This is a genomic window from Devosia nitrariae (genome assembly GCF_030160115.1).
Lineage (GTDB): Bacteria > Pseudomonadota > Alphaproteobacteria > Rhizobiales > Devosiaceae > Devosia > Devosia nitrariae.
In genome coordinates this window covers 388,240-412,678 of record NZ_BSNS01000020.1, presented here as the reverse complement: position 1 = coordinate 412,678, position 24,439 = coordinate 388,240, and the positions used below count along the sequence as shown (strand labels likewise).

28 protein-coding genes and 1 pseudogene are annotated in these 24,439 nt (G+C 59.7%); 19 read left to right on the top strand and 10 right to left on the bottom strand.

The genetic code is table 11. From position 1 onward, the window contains the following. Window positions 1-100: 100 nt before the first annotated feature. The 3 genes and pseudogenes from QQK18_RS19175 to QQK18_RS19165 form a co-directional block, all read right to left on the bottom strand. Window positions 101-1,204, bottom strand: a complete 1,104-nt coding sequence (locus tag QQK18_RS19175) for an HWE histidine kinase domain-containing protein (RefSeq protein WP_284341969.1) — start codon at window positions 1,202-1,204, stop codon at window positions 101-103. A 189-nt stretch (window positions 1,205-1,393) separates the two neighbouring features. Beyond that, the gene (locus QQK18_RS19170) at window positions 1,394-1,774 is read right to left on the bottom strand and encodes a DUF2147 domain-containing protein (protein WP_284342068.1); all 381 of its coding nucleotides are present in this window, start codon (window positions 1,772-1,774) and stop codon (window positions 1,394-1,396) included. A 192-nt stretch (window positions 1,775-1,966) separates the two neighbouring features. Continuing rightward, window positions 1,967-2,126, bottom strand: a pseudogene (locus QQK18_RS19165) (DUF3309 family protein). Window positions 2,127-2,380: 254 nt separating this feature from the next. On the opposite strand from QQK18_RS19165, the gene QQK18_RS19160 reads away from it, so the two are divergent. From QQK18_RS19160 to QQK18_RS19145, 4 genes are all read left to right on the top strand, one after another. Then, window positions 2,381-2,551 (top strand): CsbD family protein, encoded by a 171-nt coding sequence (locus QQK18_RS19160; protein ID WP_379995870.1) that lies wholly within the window; start codon window positions 2,381-2,383, stop codon window positions 2,549-2,551. A gap of 8 nt (window positions 2,552-2,559) precedes the next feature. Further along, entirely contained in the window at window positions 2,560-2,700 is a 141-nt protein-coding gene (locus QQK18_RS19155; RefSeq protein WP_284341968.1) for a hypothetical protein, read from the top strand. A gap of 12 nt (window positions 2,701-2,712) precedes the next feature. Then, window positions 2,713-3,105 (top strand): cupin domain-containing protein, encoded by a 393-nt coding sequence (locus QQK18_RS19150; protein ID WP_284342066.1) that lies wholly within the window; start codon window positions 2,713-2,715, stop codon window positions 3,103-3,105. A 519-nt stretch (window positions 3,106-3,624) separates the two neighbouring features. Further along, window positions 3,625-3,795, top strand: coding sequence for a hypothetical protein (locus QQK18_RS19145; protein WP_284341967.1), 171 nt, complete (start codon window positions 3,625-3,627; stop codon window positions 3,793-3,795). A gap of 680 nt (window positions 3,796-4,475) precedes the next feature. On the opposite strand, the gene QQK18_RS19140 is transcribed toward QQK18_RS19145, so the two are convergent. Continuing rightward, window positions 4,476-4,706 (bottom strand): helix-turn-helix domain-containing protein, encoded by a 231-nt coding sequence (locus QQK18_RS19140; protein ID WP_284341966.1) that lies wholly within the window; start codon window positions 4,704-4,706, stop codon window positions 4,476-4,478. Window positions 4,707-5,165: 459 nt separating this feature from the next. Here QQK18_RS19140 and QQK18_RS19135 point away from each other — a divergent pair, with 459 nt between their 5' ends. From QQK18_RS19135 to QQK18_RS27605, 10 genes are all read left to right on the top strand, one after another. Next, a complete protein-coding gene (locus QQK18_RS19135) occupies window positions 5,166-5,621 on the top strand; it encodes a hypothetical protein (protein WP_284341965.1) in 456 nt (151 codons plus the stop codon). A 534-nt stretch (window positions 5,622-6,155) separates the two neighbouring features. Beyond that, entirely contained in the window at window positions 6,156-6,587 is a 432-nt protein-coding gene (locus QQK18_RS27610) for a DUF6634 family protein (protein ID WP_379995865.1), read from the top strand. Further along, a complete protein-coding gene (locus QQK18_RS19130) occupies window positions 6,580-7,020 on the top strand; it encodes a hypothetical protein (RefSeq protein WP_284341964.1) in 441 nt (146 codons plus the stop codon). The genes QQK18_RS27610 and QQK18_RS19130 overlap by 8 nt, the downstream gene beginning before the upstream one ends. A gap of 20 nt (window positions 7,021-7,040) precedes the next feature. Further along, window positions 7,041-7,400 carry a hypothetical protein gene (locus QQK18_RS19125; protein ID WP_284341963.1) on the top strand — a complete coding sequence of 120 codons (360 nt, stop codon included), beginning with the start codon at window positions 7,041-7,043 and terminating at the stop codon, window positions 7,398-7,400. Window positions 7,401-7,404: 4 nt separating this feature from the next. After that, the gene (locus QQK18_RS19120) at window positions 7,405-7,806 is read left to right on the top strand and encodes a Mu transposase C-terminal domain-containing protein (RefSeq protein WP_284341962.1); all 402 of its coding nucleotides are present in this window, start codon (window positions 7,405-7,407) and stop codon (window positions 7,804-7,806) included. Next, a complete protein-coding gene (locus QQK18_RS19115; protein WP_284341961.1) occupies window positions 7,784-8,023 on the top strand; it encodes a hypothetical protein in 240 nt (79 codons plus the stop codon). The genes QQK18_RS19120 and QQK18_RS19115 overlap by 23 nt, the downstream gene beginning before the upstream one ends. A 63-nt stretch (window positions 8,024-8,086) precedes the next feature. Continuing rightward, entirely contained in the window at window positions 8,087-8,608 is a 522-nt protein-coding gene (locus tag QQK18_RS19110; protein WP_284341960.1) for an ATP-binding protein, read from the top strand. A 335-nt stretch (window positions 8,609-8,943) separates the two neighbouring features. After that, complete coding sequence (locus QQK18_RS19105; protein ID WP_284341959.1) at window positions 8,944-9,222, top strand: DUF6634 family protein; 279 nt, start codon at window positions 8,944-8,946, stop codon at window positions 9,220-9,222. 94 nt (window positions 9,223-9,316) lie between these two features. Then, window positions 9,317-11,254, top strand: a complete 1,938-nt coding sequence (locus QQK18_RS19100; RefSeq protein ID WP_284341958.1) for an AAA family ATPase — start codon at window positions 9,317-9,319, stop codon at window positions 11,252-11,254. Between the two features lie 134 nt (window positions 11,255-11,388). After that, entirely contained in the window at window positions 11,389-11,784 is a 396-nt protein-coding gene (locus tag QQK18_RS27605; protein ID WP_379995857.1) for a DUF6634 family protein, read from the top strand. Between the two features lie 16 nt (window positions 11,785-11,800). Here QQK18_RS27605 and QQK18_RS19095 read toward each other — a convergent pair whose 3' ends face one another. Both QQK18_RS19095 and QQK18_RS19090 read right to left on the bottom strand, forming a co-directional pair. Continuing rightward, a complete protein-coding gene (locus QQK18_RS19095; RefSeq protein WP_284341957.1) occupies window positions 11,801-12,466 on the bottom strand; it encodes a LexA family transcriptional regulator in 666 nt (221 codons plus the stop codon). 51 nt (window positions 12,467-12,517) lie between these two features. Next, window positions 12,518-12,892, bottom strand: a complete 375-nt coding sequence (locus QQK18_RS19090) for a hypothetical protein (RefSeq protein ID WP_284341956.1) — start codon at window positions 12,890-12,892, stop codon at window positions 12,518-12,520. A gap of 720 nt (window positions 12,893-13,612) precedes the next feature. Here QQK18_RS19090 and QQK18_RS19085 point away from each other — a divergent pair. The 4 genes from QQK18_RS19085 (at window position 13,613) to QQK18_RS19070 (ending at window position 19,420) form a co-directional block, all read left to right on the top strand. Next, the gene (locus tag QQK18_RS19085) at window positions 13,613-14,335 is read left to right on the top strand and encodes a hypothetical protein (RefSeq protein ID WP_284341955.1); all 723 of its coding nucleotides are present in this window, start codon (window positions 13,613-13,615) and stop codon (window positions 14,333-14,335) included. Window positions 14,336-14,496: 161 nt separating this feature from the next. Further along, window positions 14,497-16,506, top strand: a complete 2,010-nt coding sequence (locus tag QQK18_RS19080; RefSeq protein ID WP_284341954.1) for a Mu transposase C-terminal domain-containing protein — start codon at window positions 14,497-14,499, stop codon at window positions 16,504-16,506. After that, entirely contained in the window at window positions 16,503-17,516 is a 1,014-nt protein-coding gene (locus tag QQK18_RS19075) for an ATP-binding protein (protein WP_284341953.1), read from the top strand. Before QQK18_RS19080 ends, QQK18_RS19075 begins: the two co-directional genes overlap by 4 nt. Then, on the top strand, window positions 17,513-19,420 hold the full coding sequence (locus QQK18_RS19070; protein WP_284341952.1) for a TniQ family protein: 1,908 nt from the start codon (window positions 17,513-17,515) through the stop codon (window positions 19,418-19,420). Before QQK18_RS19075 ends, QQK18_RS19070 begins: the two co-directional genes overlap by 4 nt. A gap of 347 nt (window positions 19,421-19,767) precedes the next feature. On the opposite strand, the gene QQK18_RS19065 is transcribed toward QQK18_RS19070, so the two are convergent. After that, window positions 19,768-21,024, bottom strand: coding sequence for a DUF763 domain-containing protein (locus QQK18_RS19065; RefSeq protein WP_284341951.1), 1,257 nt, complete (start codon window positions 21,022-21,024; stop codon window positions 19,768-19,770). 119 nt (window positions 21,025-21,143) lie between these two features. Here QQK18_RS19065 and QQK18_RS19060 point away from each other — a divergent pair, with 119 nt between their 5' ends. After that, window positions 21,144-21,374 carry a KTSC domain-containing protein gene (locus tag QQK18_RS19060; protein ID WP_284341950.1) on the top strand — a complete coding sequence of 77 codons (231 nt, stop codon included), beginning with the start codon at window positions 21,144-21,146 and terminating at the stop codon, window positions 21,372-21,374. Between the two features lie 52 nt (window positions 21,375-21,426). On the opposite strand, the gene QQK18_RS19055 is transcribed toward QQK18_RS19060, so the two are convergent. Genes QQK18_RS19055 through QQK18_RS19045 form a run of 3 tightly spaced genes read right to left on the bottom strand, consistent with a single transcriptional unit; the run spans window position 21,427 to window position 24,412 of the window. Beyond that, a complete protein-coding gene (locus QQK18_RS19055; protein ID WP_284341949.1) occupies window positions 21,427-22,641 on the bottom strand; it encodes an AGE family epimerase/isomerase in 1,215 nt (404 codons plus the stop codon). Next, complete coding sequence (locus QQK18_RS19050) at window positions 22,638-23,525, bottom strand: carbohydrate ABC transporter permease (protein ID WP_284341948.1); 888 nt, start codon at window positions 23,523-23,525, stop codon at window positions 22,638-22,640. Before QQK18_RS19050 ends, QQK18_RS19055 begins: the two co-directional genes overlap by 4 nt. After that, on the bottom strand, window positions 23,525-24,412 hold the full coding sequence (locus QQK18_RS19045; protein WP_284341947.1) for a carbohydrate ABC transporter permease: 888 nt from the start codon (window positions 24,410-24,412) through the stop codon (window positions 23,525-23,527). The genes QQK18_RS19050 and QQK18_RS19045 overlap by 1 nt, the downstream gene beginning before the upstream one ends. Between the last annotated feature and the right edge of the window lie 27 nt (window positions 24,413-24,439).

The window sequence follows — 24,439 nt, the reverse complement described above, 5'->3', positions numbered from 1 at the left end:
ATGACGGTTGATCCGGCGCGCGGCGGCGATACCTTGTACGAGTTCCATGTTTGAGAGGACCGTGTGCCACGCGTCCATCGGCCTCGAGCGGCCCAGGCTGCTATGGCGGGCCATCCAACAGCAATAGTTCAAGCGATGCCGCGGGAATGCTGAGCCTGATGAGCCAGCAATCAGCAGAAGCCTGACGTTCGAGACGTCCTCCAAGCTCAAGCTCGATCAGGCGGGACACCAGAATCGTGCCGAAGCCCTGGTGGACTGGAGTCGGAATGTCAGTCGGCCGGACATCCTCGCGCCATGTCAACTCGAGCCCCTCATCCGACCTGCGCCAATCGATGGATAGAAGAGAATCTGGTTGTCGCAGTGCACCGTACTTGATCGCATTCGTGGCCAACTCATGGAAGATCAGCGCGAGCACTTCTGAAGCACGCTGGCCTACTGTCAATTTGGGGCCCTGCAATGAGACCCTACCGCTTTCCGCCTCCGTCCAGATAAACGGGGATAGCACGGCGCGAAGGATATCTTCGATGGATAGCCGGGCGGGGGTTGCATGCGGCGGACCCTTCTTGATTGCCAGGTCGATTACCGACGAAAGAGCTAGGACCCGCCCTCGAAGGCTTTCTTCCAGTTCCTTCGGCGTATTTGCCGAGCGAGCGCTCAGCGAAATCAGCGCGGCGATCGTCGCCATAAGATTCTTGACCCGGTGCGCCATTTCCCGAGCCACGACCTCCTGGTGAGCCAACTCAAGCCCGAGTGCCTTTTCGTGAGCCTCCGAGGTAACGGCGCGAACATGGTCGGTGCGATCGGAAACCACGGCAAGAACCAGCGTCTCGTCCATGGCCTGCACCGCTTGCAGGCCGACCGCGATAGGAAAGACGGTGCCGTCCCGGCGTCTGCCGTGCAGGGATCGTCCGGCACCCATTGTGCGGATCTGGCCAGGCACGAGAGAAAGGGGCCGTTCATCGGCATGACGACTGCGGAGCGCTTCAGGCACCAAAATTTCCACCGGTCGGCCCAGCAGGTCCCCCGGCTCGTAGCCGAATTGTCCGAGGAGTTCAGCATTCATCGCCAGGATGGTTCCATGTGCGTTCACGACGACAGCCCCGGCTGGTACGATATCGAGGAAGTCCGGAAACGAAAGGCTGAAACCAGCCATGCTGCTTTGCGCTGGTTGATAGACGCGCTCTTCGAACCTCCCCTCGCCCATAGCCGTCCCCGATCTCCCCCTACGACGAGTCTAGTTTCGCAAGGGCTATGTCGGATCTCCTTGATCGCGATCAAACGGCACGACGCCAAGATGGTAGGGAGGAAGTACGCGCAGACTCCGGTGAAGGGGTTGCCCGGTGCGGGGTCCCGCGGTTCAGGCAACAGAGCATGCCACGCCTCAAGCGACGTGCTAGCACCAGCCGTCGGTGGTGCCGTGGGGGACGCGCTCGAGAGTCTTGGTCAGGCCTAGTACCGGGGTTGTCTCGAACAACCGAACTACGATCAGATCGTCTGATACGAGCTCTCCGGCGACATTGTATATCTTTCCGTCGTCGGGATTGTAGAACCTGCCGTCTCCCCAATGGTTGTCGCCAAGGGCCTTGAGCCCGGTGATTATCGTCAGACCGCACAGTTCACGCTTCCGAAGCGACGGTTCCGGGTTCTTTCGATCGAGCATCAGGTCTCCAGCACTGTCCCGGGGAACCTTCAACCACAAAATCCTGCCGCATGTCGAATAGCCAGACCCCGGATGGAATTGCCGCTGGCTTACCGCGCTGGCAACCAGAGGCACCAGACACAAGAACAATGCCGGCAGACCAAAGCATGCGGCGCGCCGCCAAAGGAAGCATCCTTTTTGGGACTCCCGCAAAGGAATTAGGTGTCCCCAACGCGTCCTCGCCAGCCTGCTCTGCCCGTCTCTCCTGGAAGCCAACCCCTTTTTGCCGAACCGGGTCCAGCCGGGCTGGGAGGAGACCGTTTGACCTCAAATCACCCGCATCAGCATCAGAATGACGACGATGATAAGGACGGTTCCGATCACGCCCACGCCGCCGTGACCGAAGCCATTGCCGTAGCCGCCGAAGCGACCGCTAAAGCCACCCAGGAGGAAGATGATTAAGAATGATGATGAGGATGAGGCCGATTGAACTGGTTACGTCTCTATTTGGAAGCCAGCGGACCGCGAGTTAGCCCCCGATCTCAACGCACAAGGTGGGGTGCAGGGCTTGGCCTAGCCTTGACCCAGGTCATACTACCGTGGTCAAGACCTCCAAGTGTCGCGTATGCAAGCACTTGTTCTGAATCAAATCGTCGGGAGGTGACGTCCGATAGCCTTCGATTAGTCGAAGGCCAAGCCGTCTACCGTTGCTAGCGGCCGCCTGGAACCGGAGGGACAAAAATGGTGGACAAGAACCGGATCATCGGATCAGCCAAGGAGGCCACCGTCAAGCAGGCGGTCGGCAAGACCATCGGCGACACCAAGCTTGAGGCCGAGGGCACCGCCGACAATGTCGAAGGCAAGGTGCAGAACGCCATCGGCGGGCTCAAAGGCGCCCTAAAGGGTAAGTAGGCCGCGCCATGAGCAGAAACACACTCTACCTTCTCATCGGGCTGCTGCTGGTTGTCGTTGTCGGCTTCGGAATCTACTTCTTCTACCAGGAAACACAGAAGCCGAGCCTCGAAATCAAGGTCGACGGGCAAGGGATAACGGTGAAGTAGGCGGTGTCGATCATGAATGGCTTTATTCAAGACCTCGAGACGCTAGCCGTTAGAAATGAGGACTTCCGACGCGTCCTCTATACGGCACGGAACTGCCAACTCGTCCTCATGGCGTTGAAGCCCAAAGAGGAGATCGGCGCCGAAGTCCACGAACTGGATCAATTCTTTCGCGTCGAAGAAGGAAGCGGCGAGGCCGTCCTGGATGGGGTTCGGACGCCGATACGAGCAGGCTTTGCGATAGTCGTGCCGGCTGGCGCCAAGCATAACATCGTCAATACGGGCGACGTCGCCCTGAAACTGTACACGCTCTATGCGCCACCCAATCATCGCGACGGGATCACCCACAAGACTCGGGCAGAAGCGGAGGCGGACACCGAGCACTTCGACGGCAAGACCACCGAGTGATCGCCGCCGCGCCCAGACCGAACCGCTGCCGTTGCGGCGCTGACCGGTTACGCTGCCATGGACCGATCGTCACTTGCCTGGACCCGCATGGGTCCTGCCATCGGTCCCGAAGGCGTCACCTTTCGAGTTTGGGCACCTCATGCAAGCGAAGCGTTCGTAACAGGAATGGCTGGGCCCAGGCCGAGAACCGTAGCGTCGTGCGCCACCCATCGAACGACCGCAACCAGCGCAGAGCAGGCGTCGCCTACAGCCGCTCTTGACGAGCTTTCGGTGACGCCGCTTGAACCTCTCGACGATCCCCTTCGGTCGCTCATGACCTAGTAGCAGAGCATGATCACGTCGCCTCCCCTAGGGAGGGCGCGCCGGTGTCCATCTAGCATGACCAGACGAACCGCTCTCCGTTCGATGGTGGGAAGCTCCTTGAGAGCCCGGCCATTGCGTTGCCGGCCGCCTCGCTGGCCTGCTTTGCAACGAACCTGCAGTATCCACGTTTCCTCCGGCAGCGCCGGAGATTTCACTGTGCCGATATTGCTGATTATTCTCCTTGCCATCCTCATTGCCCAAGTGGGGTTCTGGGATACCTTGGCCGCACTGTTCGGCGCAGTGGCCCTCGTGGTTCTGTTCCTCCTGGTGCTGGCAGCCGCCATCGCCATAGGCGCGTATTTGCTGTTCCGCCGAGTCTGGCGTTAGCGCTGGACGATGGGGAAAATCGTCACCTCCTCCTACCGACCATTGGCGTCCGCTGGCTTGTAGATGTGAGACAGCCGGCCCAATCGCCGGAGGCCTCAGCGGCCCTGCTGCGCTCTCCGTCGCTCACCTTGTGCACCAGGCCGAGGTTGTAGGCGCCGGTCGATATCCTATAGGTCGCCGGATGAACTCAGAAGGAACTCGGCATGCATACCGAAACAGAACTCGAGCGCGGCTCGGCGTGGCGTTCCTCGTCGGCCACGGCCTATGACGCTAGGGGTTTCGAAACGCAGGTACCAAATTCGTCATTGTCCTGAGGACTGTCTAGTCCAGCTTAGTCTAGCCGTTACTAGTCCAATCTGGACTAGCTAGAGTGTGATGTCCGATTTCAGAATGAGGCAGTCTCTGCCAACATGGGCGCAGAACCCTCCGCATATGGGGGAAAAAATCTCGATTGGGCGCGACCGTGAGCTTCCGCCACCAGAGGCGGCTACCACCGCTCCTGCGCCACAAGTGGCCGCGAGAGATCTGGGAAACGACCTCGACGCGCCTGCTTTAAGGCTGAGGTTGATCGGACGGCGAGGACTGATGTTTGCCGCCGTTGATGGACTGACCTCGGTTCGCCGCCTGTCATTTAAGTTCTATGGTTCAATTCGTGCCGCTATGGGTCAAGGCACAAGGACTCAGGCCCTCTGCAGCAGCATCACCCCTACTCCGGCTTTTGTCGTTAGGAACTCGATGCCCGCGTCTTCGAGTGCGCTCTGGAGTTGCGCTATTGTTTGCGCGTACGGATTGCGGCTTCCCGACTCGAACAGCCTTATCGTGCGAGTGGCTACACCCGCCCTGGCAGCCAGCTCTTTCTGCGTCCAATTCAGCAACGCGCGAGCTGCCCGCAGCTGATCGCCTGTGATCATCGAGAATCCTTGCTTACAAGGATTGTCCGTTGCGCCCTAGCAAACGTCAAGAATTCTCGCGCCCAACCTCAGCGTTAACCATAACCTAACAAAGTGTGCCGATTTGGAGTACACTTTGTTGCTATTTTCAGCAAAATGCTGCATAAATGACATCGTCAACTCCGGCCATTTGTTAACCATGGCTGTCGAGCTCCACGCACGTAACCGGCGGAAGGCCACCCCGCCGCGGACATGAATTTTCCGAGAAACCCGGCGGCTAATGCCGCCTTGAATTGTGGCCTCGAGGCCCAGGAGTGAGGTTATGTCTCTACTTGCGGTCAACCGCAGGCAGGGCTCGCAGCCCCTGCCCGTCGCTTCCCCGGAAAAATCGACCGGAGTTTCGTCACCCGGCGACTCCAACGAAATGCGGTCACCCTCATCAACGCGCACCCAAAAGCAGAGCTGCTCGGCTCAGATGAATTGGTCGAGACACTGGCCCGCAGCCGGGCTTTTGATTCCACCGACCTTGTCATCCTTCGCATTGGTCTCGGCCCCGAACGTCATACCCTTCTGTGCACTCCCGAACGAGTCTGGCACGGGCGCAAGGACGATCTGCTGGAATTGAAGCGGCTCGCGTCTTGGTCCGGCAGGAGTTGCTTCCTGATCCCAGAGGCGGCAGTGCAAAAGCAGCCCCGACTAGACTGTGCGCGCGCCATCGACGATGCCACGGGAGTCGAGGTCACGATGGAGCAGCGAATGGAAATTCTCGTGCACCTGATCGAGAGGGGAAATTCGACTCTTTTCGAATGCGCCTCTGCCATAAGCCACGCTTCGCCGTTTTCGGCAATTCTTCACCTCGTCGCCGTCGGCGTGCTGAAGATGGATTCGGCGGTTCCGCTTTCCCCTGAATCGACCATTGAGATCGCACACCCGTGACGGGCGGCGCCCGCCCTAGGCGGCAACCCCATGTGCAGAACATCGCGCCTCTCGGCGCGAATTCGGTTCCCTCTTCCACGAGTGGAGTCACAATGACCGGATCGTCGCAGGGTGCATCGTGCTTACCTGGCGAGCACCCCGATCTTGCCGATCTGGTGCAAACGCTACGGGTACTTGGAGCGGCGGCGGTGTTCACGTTGGACCCGCCCGTACCACCGGATCTCGCATTCGTCCGCTTTGATGACGATGCCGGTCTCGAGCTGGTGAGCAGATGGCTGGTCCGGAGCTCAGTAGTGGCAACGGATCCAGAGACACGAGCCCGAGCGCGGGCACTACTCGTGCGGTTTCGCAGCATAAGGCGTGCGCTGCTTCTCCAGCCGCAGAGGCCGTCGGAAGATACAATCGTCTGGCGCTACGTCTGCGGCGAAATCGACGGTTCCACAGCCTGTTCGATTGCGGACTGGAGCGAAGCGGATTTGGTTCGTGCCTGCGCATCACGTGGATTTCCCAACTCGATGGCGAGCAATCTCGGGGATGACGGCAGAGGCAGTGGTCTCTGAGCTCCCGAGCGAAGCTCACGCCGTTCCACTGAACTCGGTCGCGCTATTCGGCGCGACCTCCCACTGTCGATCGCGATCAGAGACTGGAACTCCCATGACGCGCCCTCCTCTTCTCGTTCGTCCAGAACTCATAGTGAGTCTCGCCGAAGACCTGAGCCGCCTGGAGGCAGGAGACCTCGATATACTTGGTGCCCTGGTAGACGCCCCCGTTATCAGTGACTGGCGGTTCACACCCTACGTAACCAGCAGCCTTGTTGGTGCCGTCACAGGTCATCCAATACTCGGGGACCGCCCATTTGTCGCGACGTCCGGCCTGTACGCTATCGACCCGGACGCGGGTTGGGCACGTACCCTCAGCAGGTGGTACGGATTAGGTCGCCGAGCGGGAGTGCGCATCGATGGCTGACAGGGACGACGAGGGGTTGGTCATGGAAGCCGCCTCGAACACGGATGGCGTGCAGTTGGTCGGCAAGGGAAAGAAGCGCTTCAAGAACCCGCGCGTGGTTTTGGCCGACGAGGCGCTACGGCTCTTCTTGACACGGCGCGTTGAGCGGCTGGCTAGGATCGGTCAGGTGAAGGCGATCATCGTTATCGCTCCAAGCATGCAATGGCTCACAGCGCTCCGGGCCGCAGTAGCCGTGCGCCTACCGAGCGCCAAAGTGTGTGCCTACCCGGGAGGAAAGAAGGGGAGCGACCGCACCGATGACCGTGCGGCTGAGGCGCTCTCGACTGCTCAGCTGTTCGTCGGCATAGGTTCGAGCGTCGCAGACCTACCGCCTGCCCTTGTTGCCTGTGCGGACGTGACACTGAGGTTTCAACGGTCGATGTCGCTCTCATAAAACGCGTGGCTCGAGGTTGCTTGCGCGGGCGTTTAGACTATTCGTTCCGCGCCGCAAACGTCGACCTGGGTGCCCGCCTGCATATCACGCCGGCCAAGAGCCCCACGGCGCGTGCTCGCCATGAGCGCCTCTATCGGACGCTCCATGACATGCTCATCTCGCGCTACTCCGGGCGCTCGTTTGAGAACGTCGTCGTCAAGGGTGACTACGACTCCGAAGCCAACGCCGTGCTCGATTACGAGGAGCTCGGCCGTGCGATCGTCCGCTTCATCGTCGACGTCTACCACCTGGCGCCCGCACGCCGGTCTGCAGGGTGCGACGCCCTACGACACGTGGCTGGAGCTCCAGAAGAAGTATCGCGTCCTGCCTCCGCCGGATGACGACGTGGCACGCCATATTTTCGGCGTGACGCTCGAACGCCGCATCGGCGGGCACGGAATTCGCGTCCTAGGGCTGAACTACCAGTCGGAAGACCTGCAACGCATGCGTAGCCGATCGATGGGCAAGCCCGTGTTCGTGCGCCTCGATCCGGATAACATCGGCTACGTCTCGGTGAAGACAGAGCATGGCTGGATCTCGGTAAAGTGTCAGCGCCAGGGTTTCGACGGTGTTTCGATGACCCAGTGGCTCATGGCGACGATGCGCATCCGCAAGGAGAACGAATCCAAGGCAAAGGTTCACGAGATGGTCATCTACGCGGCCATGCAGGCCATCCGCGGCCTGGCGGCAAGGGCCGTGACGTCGCGCCGGGATCGCATCACCCGTGATCTCCCGACAGGACATTGAGCGGTTCGAGCGTGACCTCTTCAGCACCTTCAGGGTCGATGAGTCGGACGACGTGGATGCAGGCTATCAGGCTCTGCACACCGATGATGCCGATGCGCCGGCAGCGCTCCCCGCGCCGACGAGGAGCGACGGGACATCGGTTGCACAAGCGACGTCCGATCTCGCGGACATTGGCAGCACCGCGGCCACGAATTCGAACTACGGTGTGGAGGACTAATGGCCGAGCGGAACGACTTAATTGGGGCGGGCGCTCTCGAGCGCCTGCTTGCCGGACGCACCGATGAGCGCCGCCAGCCGCATTCGCAGGATCACCCAGACCTACATCCAGAATCCTCGCGACGACGTTGTGGGAAAGGCTATGGATGATCTCGTCGACGCCAAAATACGACACTTCGAGGCTGTCGCGGAGGGACCGCACCGCAATGTCGGCAGACTGTCCGAGGGCGGGGTTATGGCCGTGCTCGGTGCTTCCGGCGCCGGCAAGACCCGCCTCCTCGAGCGCGAGTTCCATCGCCGCGACGAGTTCAAGGGCTACGGCACCTCCGACTGCCTCCTGATTTCGGTCAAGGCGCGATCACCCTTCTCGTTTGCCGGCTTTGCGCTCGACCTGGCTGCCGGCGTCACTCTCGACAACAAGACGTTCAAGAACCGCGATGCGGCATTCCGGTTCGCACGCAAGCAACTGGTGAACCGCGTCGCGTTCGTCCATATCGACGAAGTCCAGCTCTTCCTCGCCTCATCGAAGGCACTCTCGATATGCACGTTACCGCCGATCAACGCCTGCGTCTCTTGGCGTTCCTGATCGACTCAGGACCGTCCAGCCTGGCGCAATGCGCGAGTGAAATCGGGCGCCCCGACCCTGCCAGCGCAGTTCTGCAGTTGAGCGCCGCAGGGATCGTCGACGTCGACCTGACAAGGCCTATCGGGCCCGCCACGCTTGTCGACCTTCCCCAGCCGAAATTCGCCAGCTAACGACCTGATTTCAGGGACGCCAAAACATCGGCGTCCCTGGTGACCGCGCGGAAGCGCCGGCGCCGAACGACGCCTTCGCGACCACTCCCGAACCCCACCCCCACCACCACGTTGCGGCACCAGGTTACGGCGCCCTGCCCGTGTGGCATCTCAACGGACTGTAAAATGGACCTGTCGGAAAAGATCATCCGTTTAGCAACGGATCTGAACGCAATCGCGCAGGGCAAGGGCCCAACGGCGGAAGATCTGGCCCAAGCACCGCTGCTCCTCAACTGGAGCTCCATCAGCGTCCCAAGCATCGCCTTGACCGGGCTGGTACTGGAGCACCCCAAGTTGGGTACAACTCGGGTTACGACCTCCCTGGTCTACGCATTGTGCCCTGATTTGACGTGGGCCCGCACCCTTTCCCGCTACTATTCTCTCGGCCCCCGCGACACGGCATAGCCGCAATCCATCGACCCGCCTGCTTGACCTACCCTGGGCACGGGCCCGTCCCTCATTAGCGGCAGTTTCGCCTGTGCATATCAATGGACCGTTCATGGAAACGCTCGAGGAAAATCTTTCGGACGCAATCGAGGCGACGACCCAAGCAACGACCGACAAGCTGATCAATGCCAGGGCCGCGTTGGCCGAGGTCGCACTCCTGCAAGCCCTCGGCACGCGGGGAAAGCGGCTGTTTGCAGGGACCGGCCCGATCGCTGCGGTCGTCAAAGTGCCTTCCCAACAATGGGTCGAACCTATCAAGACCGCGATAGGCCATGTCAGCAAGGTACCTGTCTTCTTTCCTGACTCGCCCAAGAAGCATGGAGACGCTGCCACCGTCGGCGCCGAGATGTCGTCGTTGATCGCCCGAGGCGAACGGGTGATCGGCATATCTGCTTCGCCTGCCAGTCTGCCCGACACGCTAATTGCTGCCGCAACGCACGAATTCGGTATATCGCGACCCTCGGCATCCCTACTGGCGTCTGTGATGAACTTGTGCCTGACCGGCCGTCTGCCGCGCCACTTCTTGACGCTTGACCTGCTCGGCCTGGATTTCGACACCATCTGCGCCTGTATGCCGAAGGGCGTCACCAAGAAAGAGGCAGCCGATCGGATCGTCAAGGCTGCCGACCGCGTCCGCGGGAAGTCTAACACTTCTACCATTGCACTGCCGACGCTCGAATCTGCAATCGAGTATGGCGAGGCAAGGGAGTGGGGGCTCGACCTCAAGCGGGATATCAATGACGTGCGCGCGAACAAGATTGGATGGAGCGCCGTCGACCGCGGCATTGTGCTTTACGGTGAGCCCGGCACGGGCAAAACAACCTTTGCTAGAATTCTTGGCCAATCCTGTGGTCTGACGACGTTGGTCAAATCGACGGCGGAGCTGTTTGCAACGTCGTCGGGGGATCTGGGATCGGTGGTCAAGGCGCAGCGCCAAATGTTCGAAGAAGCGGCAGCGTCGGCGCCAAGCCTCTTGATCCTCGATGAAATCGATTCGTACCCCGATCCCTATACGATTTCCGAGCGGGGCAAGGATTGGTGGATGCCGGTGATCCTGGACCTACAGCTGTTGCTTGATTCTGCAGTGTCGGCGCGAGACGGCGTCATCGTTTGCGGCGCAACCAACAGAATTGGTGATATCTCACGAGCTCTGCTCCGCAAAGGCAGGCTTGAACGGGCCGTTTATATCGGGCCACCCACTTTAGCCGGTCTTGTCAACGTCTTGCGCACACACTTGGGATCCGATCTTCCTGAGGCGTCGCTATTGACCCTCGCCAGAGCTGGCGAAGGGGCCTCGGCTGCTGAAGCCATGGACTGGGTTAGGTCTGCTCGGCGAAGGTGCCGGCGCGAGGATCGACCGATGACGATCGATGACATGATGGAACAGATCCATCCGCCAGATCATCGATCAGATACCGAAAAACTGCGGGTGGCGGTCCATGAATCCGGGCACGCCATCATCGGGATGATGCTGGGCTATGAGCTGACAAAGGTGTCGATCAGGCGGGCCGCTGGTCGTGGAGGGCGGGTTACCTTTGCGGGTCGGCAACCAACGATCCTGATGAAAACAGAGATGGAAGATCAGGTGGTCTGCTCGCTGGCCGGAAGGGCTGCGGAGATCGTCTTGCTCGGAGCGCCTAGCAGCGGGTCTGGCGGAAGACCGGAATCTGACCTTGCACAGGCGACGCAAACGATCGCTGACCTACATGCGAGCCTTGGCTTGAAAGATGGGTTGACCTGGCACGGCTTCGGCAAGAGCGCTGCCGAATTGATCAAGCACAGCCCCGACCTGAGGGAGGCAATAGAAAGCGACCTTCAACGGCTGCACGCCGTCGCGATCGACATGGCCAAGACGCACCTTCGCCTGATCGAGATCCTGGCGCGAACGTTGGTGGAAAAGCAGTCGATGACGGGCACCGAGGTTGCCCATTTGCTTCTCGGCGGCTCCCTGAATTCGCCTGGCGATCAACGTGTCGGTACCGACATTTAGTCCCAGGGGCGCGATAGACGAAGAAAATCTGTGTCGTATCGTCTGCTGAATCCCGCTCCTCGTGAGGAAGCCCTCTCCCGCCCGGATCCTTCATCACATCGAGCAACTGGCGTGCGGCCCCCACCATCCGCCGCGTGTCGTCCTCGAAGCCCTCGACCCAGAAGTCGCCCATTTCAGCGAGCATTCCGCAGAATGTAGTCATAGGTCCAAAAGTGCGCCGCCATAGCACCCGCCGACTGACCGAAGGAGGTGAGTTTGCCGGTGCGGCCGCGCTTGTCGAACCCCATCAACTTCTGACCGAAGCGCGCGGGGCCGGACCGACGGTAGAGGAACTCACGCGAGCACCACTTCTCCGCTCCTGGCAACCTGTAGAGGTAACTAGCCTCGCCCTGACTGGACTGGCCCTGGACCATCCCAACCTGGGCACAGCCTTTGTCACCACGTCACAAGTCTATGCCGTGGCGCCTGATTGGAGTTGGGTGCGTACCCTGTCCCGCTACCACCTCCTAGGATCTAGTGACGCGGCATAGCGGGCGTTGAGGTTGACTAGCTGCCATCGGCAGGAGCGTCCAATTCGATAGATTGCTCCCCGTCAGCACGGACCGGTGTTTTTGACGATTTCATACGGGCAATTCTCTGATCGAGCCTATCCGCCGCGGTTTGAGGGATCTGCGATGCTTGCCGCCTTTTCTTCATTCGAAGCAAAACCTTGCGCTGCTGCTCGTTCCTCCTCTCCTCCTCCTCGTCCACTTCTGGCTCCATCGCCTCGTTGATGAGGTTGTTGAAATACCCGGACACCTTTTCGATCAAAGGGATCATGTCGATTTCTCGAAGATCGTAGTACCGCGCCAGGTAGGGACGCTGGAGCAACCACACGGCATAGATCTCCTCTCCTTTTTCGGTAAGGCGAAGTTCGTGAGCGCCTACGGCCTGCTTTGTGATTGCAGTCTTAAAGCGTGTGTTCAACCTTTTCAGAAGCTTCGAGAACGCACCAGGTGAGTATCCTAAGGCCTCACCGATGCGCTTTTGGCTGACCTTCAGTCCCTCATTCTTGTGGTCCTTGATGATCCACGCCACGTCAACGAATGTCAGCACCTCGTTCACGGTTAGGTTGGGATCGTAGGGCCCTTTGGGTAGGTGGCTCTTCGGTTTCTGGGGTCGTTGGGCTCCCTTGGCATCCGGTGATTTAGCGTTCGCTCGTTTGGTGATCATGGCTCCCTCGACACTTTTGCCTCAGTCACCACAAGGTCTCTCTAGAAAGGATTAAAGCCGGAATCCTTGCGCAGCGTGTTGGCGATACTTTGCTTCCAGTTTTTGCCTTACTTCCTCGATGAGTTCTTCGTCGTCCGTCAGCCTGTCGTGGAGGCAAAACCAGATTTTTTCCAGGATTTCGTCGACGTAGTCGTCGTGAAGGTCCTCAGAGACGATGGCGAAGACCGCATCGAGAGGAAGCTTCTTGAACGCATTCTTTTCCCGCGCTACCCAGCCGTCATCGAGGAGAATGTCCATCGCCCGATCTTGCGAAACTTCGGTCAGATCGACACCATCGTCGACCTGCAGGTCAGAATTCAGATCGTCGACCGCGGCGTTACCGTGCTTCAACAGCCTGGCTTTCAACGCTTCGAGATATGTACTCATCATTCGGCTCCGCTAGAACGAAGGCAATGATGCACCCACCCTTGGCAAGCCACAAAAGCGAAAGCAAATATTTACCACTGGCATAGGAACTCAGGAAAACCCGAGCAGAGCCACAAAAGGTCTTCGGTCACGTGATTTCGGAAGCCTGATCCCGCAGGCTCAACACCGTCTTAGTCATGTTGTCTCCTGCAAGCACTTTTTAAGCTGCATTTTCGGCGCAACCTCGATTGGCCTCCACCAAACGCGTCCTTTAGCGCTTTCCCATCGACGCAATTGTGCGTCTGGGAACAACCGCAATGCAACACTATAGCGATCCAGCCAAAGCTTATGCCGCTGATGGCGGAAGGCACCTACGCTCGGCGAAGGCGCACGCCCGTCTCCCTTACCGAGGAGGTGCGCGCGGGAGCCATCCGGCCGGGCGCAATGACCATCCGATGCTTCATTTCGATCTGCCCAAGGGCCCTCCGAAGTCTTGGGTGCCATTCGTGCACAATTACGCCTTGGGCGTCGCTGCCGGGTACCTAGACCTTCGTCCGGATGCCGTTGGCCGTCACTTGGAAGCGGAGCGCCTCGCCGGTTCGATCAACGCCGCAGCACCCAGCGTCACGGCCTTCATACGCTGGGTCAAAGACGCAGTCGAACAGCTTGATGTGGACGCAAATTGATCCTTCGCCGGGCGAACGCCCGGCTCCACACCTCAAGCCGAAGCGGTAGCCGACGATGTTGCTTGCCATGAAGAACAGGTCGCGTCCCTGGAAGCACTGGAGCTCCCAGCCCACGCCCCCGGCGGTGGACGGGCGCATTATACGTGTGCCGACGCTGAAGGTCGGCGGAAGAAAGATCGCCCGCCACAACCGCGGGAGCAACACCGGGTACATTCTCGATCCCATCGAGTTTGTGCTTCGCGAATGCGAGTCCGACAAAGAGTACCTGGCGGTGCTCCTTGCGTTCTCCGAGAAGGAGGTCGCTTCGGTTGTTTGTCAGGCACCAATCTTTCGGTACTTCGACCAAGACGGTGCAGAGCGCTCGACCTACTTCGATTTGGTCATCACTTTCACCGACGGTCGGAAGATCGTGGTGATGGTCAAGACAGCCGAGCGCGTGTGGAAGAAAGACATCTCACGGCAGGCTGCGCAGATGTCCACTCAGTTGAATGGGTTTGCCGATTCCATCCGGTTGGTAACGGAAGCCGACATGCCCTTTTGGCTGGTTCACAACGCTCGGCTCTTCCATTCGGTGCGCCAGGATTCTGACACGCACCTGGATCAACTCGTCCTCGCTCGAGCTCAGGGCCTCAATCGTGACGTTTCGATCGAAGATCTGGTCGCTCCTTTTCAGGGAGGTTTTCGCTCAACGGCACGACTGCTGTTTGACGGCAAGCTCGCTTCCGTAGTGCCCGAGGCGATCTTTCCCGAAACCATGGTCAAGGCGACGTCCGTCTAATGGCAAAATCTCGGCAGAAGCCGCCGTCTCAGACCAAAAAATCAAAGATCATGCACGACCGCGTGAGACCCAATGATCGTGTGATCATTGGTGGCCTCGCTCATCGGGTCATTCGGCCTGCTGTCGAGGGCTGGGTGCTTGGAGAGCCTAACGGAGATCTCTTGATCCTGACGAGGGACAACCTCGATCAAGGTGAGGAAAGCGGAGACATCCGGGTCGAAAGAGAGAACAACTACGGCCAGCACATTCTGCCACAGCCCGTCCGTCTTGATCTGCGTATCAAGGAAATCTGGTTCAGCCTGATCAAAGAGGCGCATGAGGCCAATCTATTCTCGGGCTGCGGCGATGCCGCCCTGACCCCCTTCATTGAAGAGAACAAGCCGAAGGTGGAGGGCCTGATACTCGACTGGTTACGAGATCCGAACGCTAGTCCAGCGGAGCGCAAACGCAAGGCGCAAGTGGGTGCCAAAAAGCAGAATGCGCTGACAATCGATGTAACGATAGCGCCGCGAACGATCCGCCGACACTTCGACAGCTGGAAGTCTACGAACGACATCCTGGTCGCCCGCAAGCGCGTGGAGAACTGCACCAAAGGCGGGAAACGGGTTTCAGCGCATGTTCGAAGCGAAATTCGGCGCCTTGTGAAAGAACATTCGGCAGCAAACAGACCCACAATAAATGGCGCCCACCTTCTGATCAAGGCGGCGATCGAAGAACACAACAAGGGTCTTCCCGAGGAAGTACGGGAAAACGTGCCGGATCGTCGAACCGTAAGCCGCCATGTTGCGAAGCTGCCCGAGGCGATGAAATACGGAGGTCGGTATGGTGCGATTTCTGAGTTTTATAACTTTGGGCCCTTCGGTGAGGGCCACTTGTTCACCCGGGTCGGCGAACTGGTAGAAGCGGACTTTTGGAACATCCCGCTATACCTGTTGTTGAAGCGGGCGGACGTTCTTGCCGAAGTTCCGCCCGAGCTCATCGATCAGCTTCTGAGCACTCGAATCTACGTCTTCGCTCTTGTCGACAAGGCCACTGGGTACATTCCTAGCCTTGCCTTCAGCACAACGGAGAATTCGTACACGGCCAGAGTAGGACTGCGTCGTGCGGTGAGCGATAAGGCTCGCCTGGCTACGTGGGCGGGCTGCAGTTCTGAGTGGTTGCATTTCGGGTTCGACAATATCGTCACGGACGCTGGACCTGCCTTCCAAGCCGACGATTTTCACACCACTGCCGGAGCTCTGGGCAGCCACTTCTTTGCAGCTAGCGGCCTGCCTCATCTTCGAGGTCTGATCGAGTCCGTGTTCTCGACATTGCATAAGGGCTTTATCAGCTCCTTTATCGCGAGGGCATTCAGTAACGTCGTCGATGCGGGTGACCATGAAGGGCAAAAGCGCGCCCACATGGAGCTTGAAGCCTTCCTGATGCTCATGGTCCGCTACGTGGTCGACGTCTACAATAACCGGACGCGAAACGACGGGCTGCGCCGGAGCCCTCTCCGCGAAGTCCAGGCGCTCGCCGGCAACATGGATGCGAAGCCGCCGCCGTCGCAAGATCAGCTGACAGTGTTTTTTGGGGCGCAGTACTCCCGGCCTATGACTGCCGAAGGCATTACCTTTGAGCACATCCGGTACGACAATGAGTGGCTGGTTCACCACCGGCGCCATGTCGGTCTGATCAATGTCAACATCCGAGTTGACCCGGACGAACTGGGTTGGATTTCCGTAGAGATAGACGGTGAGTGGCTGACGGTAGCGGCTCTCGATACCGAGTTCCGGGGCATGCCCCTGCCGGAATGGCTCGAGTTCAAGAAGCACCTTCGCACCACGTTTGCTGCTGAAGACGCCATCGACTTCCGTGAGCACGTGGGACCAGCGCTTGTCGACATCACCAACGAGGTGCGTCGGAGCGAGCGCGCCATGGGCCTTGATCGTGAAATCTGGACCGAGGAACGGCTGGCGGCGCATTCCGAACAGTGTCGGATCCGGATGGTTAATAACGCGCCGCCTCTGACGCCAGTGGCGCCTAGTTACGGCAACAGGCGCATCGGGGTCGATTTCCCTGGTCCTTCGACCGAGACCTCCGGTGTCCAGATCTCCGGCAACCAGCCGACGCCAGAGCCCCCATCACCATCAACGCGTCGGCCGCTCAAGCTCCGTAGGGATGAAAAATGAGCAAAAGACTATCCGAGGCTGACACGGCCTCACTGGCAGAGGCCATGCTCCAAAGCCCGCTCGACACGGCGGATTTGAACACGATCCAAGACGCTATCAATCGCTTGGACCATGCTCTCCTTGTCCGCCGGGATCCAGACGAGCCGTGGTCGCCAAAAAACCGGCAAACGGCAAAGGCTGTTGTAGTGATTGCTCCTGCTCGGACGGGAAAGACTTATTGCATTGACTACGCTGTCCGACACCTTTCCCCCTTGCCGGCGCCGCTCAATGAGCAGGTTGCGGCTCCCTTCGCGGTAACAGCGCCGAGTTTCTTCACGATCGAGGAACTCGGCCGCAGCCTTCTGGCGCCGATGAATCTTCTCCCCGCACGCGCCTTGGGTGCCGGGATGACCATGAGCAGGCTTTATACGCGCGTTGGCCTCAAACGCCCTCGGCTTGTTCACATCGACGAATTTCAGCGAGTGCTGACGCCCGAACGTGTAGCCCCAAGCAGAAGACAAGAAGCTCAGGTCAAGATTTTCTCGCACATTCGCGATCTGTTGGACCTCGCTACTTGGCCACTGCCACTCGTTCTGAGCGGTACCAGGGCGCTGCAGGAGGTGCTTGAGCGCCCGGATATGGACTTCATCCGAGAGCGTTGCACCTTCATCGAACTGAAACCTATGTCTATCGACAACGCGGACGACCGGCTGGACCTTGCCGATGCGCTGGATGCCTACGGTGAGATCGCGCAGATGCGGATAGGCATCGAGAAGAAGACTGACTTCTTCGGCCGCCTGATCCTGGCAAGCAACTACAACCGAGGTCTGGCTTTCGAGGTGTGTCGCGAGGCGATCCTGTTGGCCGCGCAAGTCGACGACATGGTCGGACCTGAACACTTTGCGGCCTTTTACGCTCGGAAGGTCGGCTGTCTCCCAACCGCCAACCCCTTCCTGGCGTCCAACTGGAAGCTCGTGACACCGGGCGCGCTTTTCGCGGAACTTCTTTCAGAGCGGGGTGTCAAAAAGTGAAACTCAACGAACAATCGTCTGCAGATCCCGAGCCGCTAACTGAAACGCTAGAACTGCGGGAAAATGAAATCCCTGCCAGCCTTGCATCCCGGTTGGCCGCCATGAATGGCGCCGGCAGCGCACGAGAATTTTGTCGTGATTTCTTTCTTGATTTTGTGAAGATCGCTGCAGGTGACGATGAGGAACTACGGCGCTTTTCGGTGTTCTGCGGCGCCAACCTCGCCGATCTGAGACGCAACGCCATCCGTAGATCCGCAGAAGGCTGGATTGAACTCAACGGGCAGAGCCTATCAAGTTTCGCCTCAAGGCGAACAAGGATGCGCATGTGCCTGGCTTGCGCCCGTGAAGATATGGCAACGTTGCCGCACCTCTCCCCAGATGCCGCAATAGCGTGCCGCTTGGACACCATTGCCGGCATGATCCGCACTTGCCATCGGCACGATCTTTCGTTCGTGCAGATTGCCGATAAAGACACCATGGGTGAGCATCGTGGTGACTACTCCCTCGCGGTGTCGGACGCCTGGGAACTCATGAGTGAGTATGAGTTCACTGTCTCAAGGCGTGCGCCCTCGGACGCAGAAATCTACTTTATCGGACGCATTGGTATCCTGCCTGGAATTCCATGCCCTCTTCTTGATGCAATGGAAATGGGAATGGCCGCTAGGGTCTGTCAGACGCTGGGGGTCTACGCCGAGAAGGGTCCAAAGGGAAAGCAGAGCGGGTTGAACGAAGACGAACTACAGTCTGTGATGCAGACGGGATATTCGATCGTTGCTGCTGGCGAAGAAGGTCTGCGGAAGATGGTGCAGACGCAGCACGCGAACATGGTGCGACCGGGCCGCGAACTCGGCGCAGCAAGATTGCTGGGCAAGCTTCGCCACCTTCTGCAAATCAGTATGGGGCGCGATCTCGATCCCCTGCGACAGCTCATTGTTGACATCATTTCTGAACTGGAACCCCTAGGGCCAGACGACCCGAAAGTTTTCGGAGTTTCTCCAGTAAAGCGGCATTGGCACACCCTCGAAAGTGCCTCTCGTACTTATGGTCTCTCCGCACGCACCATTCTCGGCGACCTCAAACGCTCCGGAACGTTTGGTGTACGAAAGGGCGCTCGTACAGGTGACCACAAGATTTCCGCTTGTACCCTGGAAGCGCTCTATAGATCGCGTGATGCCCTCCTTGGCCAGGTGCGCCTCTTCGAGCTCACGGGTATCAGAAACCGCTACCTGTCCGCGTTCGAGGAAGCCGGGCTTATTGGGCGGGCCGGGCGACATGGCGAGAAGAGATACTCTGCACTTTTTCGCCGGGGAGCTGTCGACGACCTCATCGATCGGATCAATGGCGTCGCTCCAACAGTTTCGGAAGCTCCATCTCCGGACTACGTGACATTGGTAGACGCGTATTTGGAATCCGACTGGACCTTGCCAGAGGTACTAATGAAGATCGTCAACGAGGAGGTCGCAGCCGTGCAGTTGCCAGGACTTCCAATGTTCGACGCACTCCTCGTCGACCTCTTCAGCCTGAAAAGACTTCACCCTTTTTTTGGTAAAGACCACATGTCGGTCGAAGAGGTAGCAGAACTCCTTGCGATCGGTGAAACGGCGGTATCGCGGCTTGCGCATCACCAGATTTTACCGTTCGCTCGGACCAGGTCTGGTTTGCGTCACAGTCGCTTGAGACGCTCCATCCTACGTGAACACGCCTTGGAATTCGCGAAGCGATACATCACTGTCGCTGAAATTTGGCGAGCCGGCATACCCATGATCAAAGTTCGGAAGTGGCTGGATAGTCTCGGTCTTCGTCGAGTTCCGTTTCCACCCGACGTCAGGTGCACCTTCTACCTTCGAAACGAAGTAGAGCCACAGCTTCCCAACTGGACCCGAGAGTTTAGGAGCCCCGATTAGTCGGGGCTCTTTTTTTGCGTCCGATGATGAAACGCGACCTGGCGGTGATGTAGCGCCACACACCTCAAGGACAAAGGAAATGGACAGCGAGGACAAACCTATTGGCAGGCGGGCCTGCAAAGTCCCGGAAATCCGGTGGTACGGGAGGTGCGCAAGGAAAGTTCAATTGCCCAGACGGAGCCGACGACGACCACGCTAGTTCGGGCCTTCATCCCGAATGTCATATTTTTTCGGCACGATAGATTTGGTGTCTGACGAGAAGGCCCGGGCAACCGGGCCTTTTTGCTGCTCCGACAGGGCATATGAACCGCCCTGCCGATGCCGCAGCTAGCCCCATCAGTTTAGGCTCAGCGCCGCGCCTTTGCGGAACGTCCCGTAGGGCGATCATCGTCAAACACGGTTCGGCCACCGTACTCGCGAGCACGCGCGCGTTCACGCGCCATGTACGACTCAAGCGACGGTCCGGTAGCAGTCCTCTCGAGGATCCGGGCCTGCGCGTCGATGCGCTTGATCGCGGCCGCCTGTTCGTCCTGGCCGAGACGCGATCGCACCACCGCTGTCTTCAACACCTGGATGGTTTGGTCGTAGACCGTCAGCGGAACAGGAAACGGGTGACCGTCCTTTCCGCCGTGAGCCATGGCGAACCGGGCTGGATCGGAGAACCGGTGCGGCGCACCGTGCACGACTTCGGCGACCATTGCCAGGGATTCCACGGTCCGCGCGCCGACACCTGGAACCAACAGCAGTTGCGCGAAATCCGCCGGTCCGCGATCTGCCGCGGCGGCCAGGCTACCATGGAGCCTGCGAAGCATCACGTCGGCCGGCCGGATGTCGTGATGCTCGGGCATCACCAGATGGGGGAGCAGTGGCTCATCCGACGAAACCGGAACCGGCCTGCCCCGCAGCAGGCCGACCTCCCGAACGATCCCCTCCGGGCCAAGCGACGTCAGCAAGTCGACACTGCCGGCGCGCGACTCGGCGGCACGCTTATCGGTCAGGTTGACGATCTCGCCCTGAGGTTCGCCTTCGATTGCGGAATGAGGGCGCTCGACGAAGCTGCCCAGGCCTTGCGACGTCCAATGGTATCTGCGGGCCAGACCGGCATCGCCCTTCATGCCCTGCTGCACGACTACCCACTTGCCGTCATCGGCGACGATAAACCCATGAAGGTAGAGATCGAAACCGTCCTGAACCGCTGCGCTGTCGACCTTAGCGACAAGTCGGCTGGCGGTAGCCAGGGCAGCACCGTCAAATCCAACTCTCTGTCCTATGGCGACCAGTTCGTCGGGCGTGTTTCTGGAGTGCCTGCCACGCCCGCCGCAGACATGAAGGCCTAAGTCCTTCTCGAGCGGACCAAGTCCTCTCTTGAGCGCTCCGATCACGCTGGTGGTGATGCCGGAGGAATGCCAGTCCATGCCCATCACGGCACCAAAGGACTGGAACCAGAAGGGATGAGCCAGCCGCTGCAGCAGTTCGTCGCGACCGTATTCAACGATCACCGCCTCGCATATCAACGCGCCGAGCCTGGCCATACGCTCGCTTAGCCACCGCGGCACTCGACCACCGTGGAGAGGAAGATCAGCGCTGCCGGAGCGGATCGTCACGTACGTTCCTTCATAGGACCACCTTTGTAGATCGAGAACAAAGCATAAACAAGGGCGAGGACTCACCTCCACCGCAACTCCCGTAAGGCAATCGGGGTTGGAGGAGGCAGGAGCCGACGATGCCGTCCGCGATCATCGATAAATTCAGCTACGATCCCGAAACCCGGGTGCTTTCCATATGGCTGGTGACCAATGGGAGACGGTATGACTACCAGGAGGTCCCCCTCGAGACCTACGGGGCCTTCCGGGCCGCGTTCTCCAAAGGACGCTTCTTCAACCGCCATATCAGACCGCGATTCACCGTCACCCGAGGCGATGCCGGGAATGCCGACGCGCGGCCCGAGGCGTGAGCGACTCGCCGACCGGGCGCCTTATCCGTGCCGGTGGCATGGAATACTCCAGTTACGACGCGGTGCGCTGGCGCTCGATCATGTCGATCGCGGCCAACAGGCTCAGCCCCGTGTGGTAGCCGGGGTCGAGGTCCGGCGTTGCGGGCACGTAGTCGACAGGTCCGCTCTCGGTCAGGCATTGATAGGCGATCGATGCCTCGGGGCGCCAATAGTCACGAAAGAAGATCGTGTCGCACTGCCGCCAGACGGCGAGCACGTCTTGGTCGCGCGTGCGTTCCCAGCATAGTGATGCGGCGCGGATGGTTTCCGGCAAGGACCACCACGGGCAATAGGGGCTGATCGGCGCTCCCGTCTCTGCCGAAACCACCAGCCGGATCCCCGGCCCCTTGAGACCGAACCGGACCGAGGAGACCAGCACTGTCCGAAGGACACGCAGCAATTCCGGGTCGCAATCGGCCGGCAGGTAGTCCAGCGCAAACCCGACGAACTCGATGGCATGACCGACATTGCACGGTTCAAGCCCGGGCGCATTGCGCAGGAGCCCGGATCGCGGATCGAAATGACGATCGATGACATGAGCGATGAAGCGATCGGCAAAGATCGCGGCGGTGCCACGCAGGCCGGCACGGCTGAGCATTCCGGCAGCACCCAGAAGGATCATGCGCGGCCCGAAATCATCGGGTTCGTCGGCGATGGCGGCCTCTTCGAGCGGGCGCTTCTCGTCCATCTGGAAGCGTCCATTCTCTATGGCGTCGACCAATGTCTCGAGCGCTTCAATGTAACGGGGAAGCGCTGTCGGCTGACGGGCCGCTGCTGCTGCGACCAGGCCCTTGACGACGAAGATGTCGGAATAGGTGTAAATATCACCTGGTGTGCGTTGCGGAACCGGTCTGCCATCCACGTCGAACCGGATGGGCTGCATGTGCCCGTCATAGGCAAAATAGGCGTGTCCATCGGTCGCGCGCAGCGCATCGAGCGCCCGCATCAACGCAAGTCCGGCGGCGTCGAGATCGGCCGACAGCGTGGCATCGTCGAACGCGCGAGCGTGAGTGACGACCGCTTCGAGCCCCCTGCCCTGTATCCAGCCATAGACATAGTCCGGGCCGCGCCAGCCGTCCTCCGGCCCATAGTCGACGAGGGTCAGAGGGTTGAGCTTGGTGTTCAGATAGACGCCCCGCAGGCGCGGGCGGTCCAGCATCCAGCGCAGCGTTGCCGCATTGGCGGCAAGATAGCATCCACGGGCGGCCTCGAAAAAGTCATCGGTCATTCCTTAAGGCCTGTACTGGCAACGCCTTCCACGAAATTGCGGCGCAGAAGGACGAACAGAGTGACGGACGGAACCAGAACGATGGCGGAGGCAGCACTGAGCCGCCCGAGATCCACGGTAAAGCCGGTCTGGAACAAGGCCAAGCCCACCTCGATGGTGTAGTTCTGGGCCGTGCTCAACACGATCAGCGGCCAAGCGAAGGCAGTCCATGCCTGGAAAAACGCCAGCACGAAGAGTGCCCCGAGCGCACTGCGCAGCAAGGGAAGCACCACGTGCCAGAATATCCACAGTTCGCCGGCTCCGTCGATGCGGGCGGCCTCCAAAAGCTCATCGGGAATGGTGTGTATGACGTTCTGGCGCACGAGGAAAATGCCAAAGCTCATCACCAGATAGCCCAGGAGAATGCCTGGCAAGGAATTCAGTAGGCCCAATTGCTGCGCCTGAAAATAGAGCGGGATCATATAGACCTCGAACGGCACGATGGCGGTGGCGAGGACGATCGCAAAGAGCACGTTCATGGTCCGCGACGGAAATTTGGCAAGCAGGTATCCCGCGATGGCCGAGGTTGCCGAGATGGCGATGGCCGATAGCGTTGCGAAAGTGAAACTGTTGAATATCCAGGTGAGAAGCGGCGTGTCGCCGAGCACGGCGGTGATATTTTCCGTTGTCGGCTTGGTGGGTATGAGCGTCGGCGGCCAGGCAAGCAGTTCCTGCGGCGCCTTGAAGGCATTGGCCACCAGCATGATCAGCGGCAGCACCATAAGGAGACCGAAGACGGTCAACACGACGTCGATCGCCAGATCGGTGAGACGCCGTTTAGCGCGGCCTACGGGACCACCTGTGGTAGCGGGCTCGACAGCGGTGTCGTCGGCAACATCGATCATCAGCGTGTCCCCTTCTCGCGCAGGAGGGAGAACTGGATCGCCGTCAGGATCAGCACGATGACCAGCAACACGACGGCCTCGGACGCGGCATAGCCCACGCGGTAGTTGCGGAAGGTATTCTCGAGCATGTCGAGCACCAGCACGCGCACCTGGCGCCCCGGTGCTCCCTGGGCGTCCGAGGCCAGCACATAAACCTGCGCATAGACGTTGAAGGCCGAAACGAGTGTCGCGACGGACACGTAGAGCGTGATGGGCTTGAGGAGCGGCACGGCGACATACCAGAACTGCTGGATGCCCGAAGCGCCATCGAGCTTTGACGCCTCGAAAAGAGAACGCGGCAGGTTCTTGAAACCGACAAGGTAGATCAGCACGGCAAAGCCGAGCGCCTGCCAGGAGCAGAGGATGATGACGCTGACGATGGAGAGGACCGGATCGAACAGCCAGGCCTTGGGCGCCACACCGAATACGCCGAGGAGCGCATTGAGGGGACCCAGCTGGGCATCGAAAATCCACTTCCAGGCCATGGCGGCCGGCACCAGCGAGACGACATGCGGAATGAACACCGAAGTTTCATAGAAACTGGCGAAACGCGACCGGGTGCGGTGATGAATGAGCGCTGCGATCACCAGCGCCAGCGGCACGGTGATAAACAGCACCCCGAAGGCGATGATCGACGTGTTGATCAGCGCGGTACGAAAGAGGCTGTCCCGCAGCAGCTCGGCAAAATTGGCCAGACCGATGAAAGGTTTATTGCGAGAGAGTATATCCCATTTGTGGAGGCTGAGGCGCAGGACTTCATAGATGGGATAGACACGCACATAAGCAAAGATCGCCATAACCGGCAGGATGGCAACGAGCGAAAAAAGCCAGAGCTTGCGCTTGAGCATGAACGTCTCCCTGAATACGGCTTTCGG